This is a genomic window from Pirellulales bacterium (genome assembly GCA_035546535.1).
Lineage (GTDB): Bacteria > Planctomycetota > Planctomycetia > Pirellulales > JACPPG01 > JACPPG01.
Map to the genome: position 1 here is coordinate 1 of DASZWQ010000007.1, position 3,194 is coordinate 3,194.

General features: G+C 61.6%; 3 protein-coding genes and 2 tRNA genes. 4 read left to right on the top strand and 1 reads right to left on the bottom strand.

The window, feature by feature from the left end:
• The first annotated feature begins 62 nt into the window (after positions 1 to 62).
• Positions 63 to 136, top strand: a tRNA-Gly gene (locus VHD36_00535).
• 18 nt (positions 137 to 154) lie between these two features.
• A complete protein-coding gene (locus VHD36_00540; protein ID HVU85777.1) occupies positions 155 to 781 on the top strand; it encodes an EF-Tu/IF-2/RF-3 family GTPase in 627 nt (208 codons plus the stop codon).
• A gap of 12 nt (positions 782 to 793) precedes the next feature.
• Here VHD36_00540 and VHD36_00545 read toward each other — a convergent pair whose 3' ends face one another.
• A complete protein-coding gene (locus tag VHD36_00545; protein HVU85778.1) occupies positions 794 to 2,122 on the bottom strand; it encodes a pilus assembly protein in 1,329 nt (442 codons plus the stop codon).
• Positions 2,123 to 2,414: 292 nt separating this feature from the next.
• Here VHD36_00545 and VHD36_00550 point away from each other — a divergent pair, with 292 nt between their 5' ends.
• Both VHD36_00550 and VHD36_00555 read left to right on the top strand, forming a co-directional pair.
• Positions 2,415 to 2,918 carry a DUF6496 domain-containing protein gene (locus VHD36_00550; GenBank protein HVU85779.1) on the top strand — a complete coding sequence of 168 codons (504 nt, stop codon included), beginning with the start codon at positions 2,415 to 2,417 and terminating at the stop codon, positions 2,916 to 2,918.
• Between the two features lie 57 nt (positions 2,919 to 2,975).
• Positions 2,976 to 3,051 (top strand) — tRNA-Trp (locus tag VHD36_00555).
• Positions 3,052 to 3,194 lie beyond the last annotated feature (143 nt).

Genomic DNA, 3,194 nt, shown 5'->3' on the forward strand with positions numbered 1-3,194 from the left:
ACGCCTTCGTAGGTTCGAGTCCTACCTCTCCCACCATGCTTCGCTTAAGGTGGGCGTGCCGGGCGGGTGTAGCTCAATGGTAGAGCAGCAGCCTTCCAAGCTGAATACGAGGGTTCGATTCCCTTCACCCGCTCCAACCCCGCTATGGTCAAACATGAAGCACCAGCATCTCGCTGCAATTCTCGTCGTTGTCTTCGCCACGTTTGGCGCGGCCTCCGGGGCGCGGGCGGATGATGCGCTGTTCCTGCCCGTGGAGGATTCCTTCGTCATCGCGGGCATGGGCGTCGTGGCGACCGGTACTGTCGTGCGGGGTACGATCCACACCGGCGATCAGGTAGAGCTGGTTGGCACCGGCGATCCGACGCCGGCGGTCGTGCGTGATCTCCAGGTCAACTTCAGTTCAGTCGCGGAGGCTGGCGCGGGCACCGAGGTATCCGTCATCCTCGGTCGCGTCGAACAGGACCAGGTGCAGCGGGGCCGGGTGATCGGCGCGCCTGGGGTCCTGAAGGCGCACGCCAAGATAACCGCGGATGTCACCTTGCTGGCGGCCGGTGGCCGGGCACGGCCTGCGGATGACGGCTATCGGCCACTGCTCAAGATCTGGACACAATCCGTGCCCGGGACCTTCGATCTTGGCGGCGGCCAGATCGATCTTGGCGCCACGGGGCGCGTGTCGATTACCCTCGAGGAGGCGACCGTGGCGCAGCCTGGCGACCGGTTCGACGTCACTGACGGCGGGCGCAGCGTCGGTGGCGGCGTCGTTGTGGCGACGCAGGACTAGTCCGGCCGTCAGTCACATCGCCAGGCGGAGTCCTGACAACGCCGATCCGATACTTTCAAAAGTCGTGACAATCTGGTCCGCCGACGTCAGCAGGAAGAACTTGTCGGTCGAGCTCGCGCACTGTTCGAGCATCGTGGATTTTGGATCGCGGCCGGTGTTCACCTGGACCGTGTAGAGCTCGATCCCCGCGTCCTTGATGTTCTGGCACAGCTTCTTCTGCCGCGTGTCAACCCGAGATGACGGGTTGCGCCCGTCGCCGTACCAGCGGTCCTGCGTGTTCAGGCCGTCGGTCAGGAGAATAATCACCTGCTTGTACTTGTAGCTGCTGTCATAGCTCGGGATCGTGAATGGCGACTGGGTGAGGGATTGCCATCCCCATTGCAGCCCTATCGCCTGATTGGTCGCGCCCAGCGGCTTCATGGCGTCGATCACATCGTTGAGATCTGACCACCGGTAGCTCAGGCCGGCCAGTTGGGCGGGGCAGCTTTCGTTCTGCTCAGCCGGAAAGAGAGTCGCGCTGCGTGATGTGCTCGGCGCGGTGTTGTCGAGGTCATAGTTTTGGTCGCGATCGGTGACGCATCCATTCCAGTTGCGATGCGATGTGGCGGTCCAAGTGCGGCGCGCGTTCTCGCATGACGACTTGGTCGTATAGTTTTTCTTGCTGCACGACCCGTTCACTTCGTCGAACAGGTCCCAGCGCAGCCAGGTCTTGGCGTAGTTGCTGCTGCCGACGTTCACGCCCGTGGCGAATGGCACGATCGAGACATACACATCGCCGTCGACGGTTGCGGCATCCTCCAGCTCATCAAGCAGATTGTGCGACGCTGTTTTCAGCGCGGACATCTTTCGGTCGTCGTCCATCGAGCCCGTGTTGTCCAGGACAAGCGCGACGCGAAGGCGGGAGCTGCCCCAAACCGCCGTCGACTTGGCGTTGATGGGGACGCGCGAGAGGCCAAAAAGGGCACCGAAATACGGTATAACGTCGCCGGTCGCGACGGCTTCCACGGATGGTCCGCCCTGTGTCTTGAACGAGGCGCTCAGCGAGATGTCCTTGAGGTCGGACTCGCCGAGATTGGCCGCGAAGAAATTGTTGGCCAGCTGATTGACCCTAATACTCCCCAACGAGCGCAGCGACGGATCGGTCGCCACCGCCAACGTGGCGGCATCCAGGGCATCTTGCATGTCGATGCGGGCGCGGAAAGCGCGGGCGTAGTCCAACGCGCCCCCAACCGCCATCAGCAGCGGCACCGAAACGATCGCGAAGATGACGGCAATATTCCCGCCGTCATGTGCGCGAAAACGTGCCAATTCATCGATAAGGATCTGAATTGTCCGGATCATCGCGGCAACTGTCCAAGTAAGTTTGAGACGAAACGAATGAAGCCTGCGTATGCCCCTTTAACAAATTCTGAACCCGTATCGCGTGTGCACTTCCTAATCGCGACCATAGCGGTCAAGCGCGGAAGATGATGCTTTAAAAACGTCCCATCTGGATCAATGTTCTACATGGTACTTGCGAGCGCCGTGATGCGGGAAAGATATTGCGCGACGTCAAAAATGACGGACGCCTGACTGGCGCCGGATCAAATTCCGCGAGAGCGCGTTGCGGCTGATGAATCCAGGAGGACTCGTCATGCCGGACAAACGCACCATCGAAAAAGCCGTCGCCGACAAACGTGCTGGCAAATCCGCGTCGACCCAGGCCGGGGAGTTCGTCCACGATGAAATCGATAAGATCAGGCATGGCGAGCACGGTGCGCGCTCGGCGAAGCAGGCGATCGCAATCGGATTGTCGGAAGCCCGGCGGGCGGGTGTCGACCTGCCACCGCCGAAGCGGGGAAAGACCACGGAACGGACCCGCAAAAGCGCGGAATACGCCTATGAGGTGGGGCAAGGGGAGCGGAAGACGACGCGGCGCCCGAAAGTTGCCAAGGCCGTGAAACGTGCGTTGAAACGTGAGCCCACTGATACGGTCTCGCGTGCGGCGCTCTCTCGGCAGGCGCGGACTGCGGCCTCCCAGCGATCGGCGGGGTCGCGCTCGGCTTCGGCAAAGAAGGCTGCGGCGACCAAAGGTCCGGCCGAGCGTAGCACGGCGGCGCGAAAGGGTGCTCGCACACGCAGTTCCCGCAAGAAATAACGTGAGGGAAATTGCGGTCGGCGGCTCGGCTTGCTATCTCTCCCGCGCGCTTTGCGTAGGGGTATAGCTCAGTTGGTAGAGCGGCGGTCTCCAAAACCGCAGGTCGTAGGTTCGAGCCCTACTGCCCCTGCCAACCCACCATACGGTGGGTTGCCACAAAATAGCCTTGACTACCCGCATTTTCGTGGGTTATCGGGCTTGAGAATCCAGACTAAAGGCCTTATGTAGCCTTTCCCAAGCGCCCGACGCGCGAGCCATAGGTTCGCGCGTCGATCA

Excerpts from the sequence above, each read along its gene's own strand:
- VHD36_00545 (HVU85778.1), bottom strand. The coding sequence starts at position 2,122 with ATGATCCGGACAATTCAGATCCTTATCGATGAATTGGCACGTTTTCGC.
- VHD36_00550 (HVU85779.1), top strand. The coding sequence starts at position 2,415 with ATGCCGGACAAACGCACCATCGAAAAAGCCGTCGCCGACAAACGTGCT.
- VHD36_00540 (HVU85777.1), top strand. The coding sequence starts at position 155 with ATGAAGCACCAGCATCTCGCTGCAATTCTCGTCGTTGTCTTCGCCACG.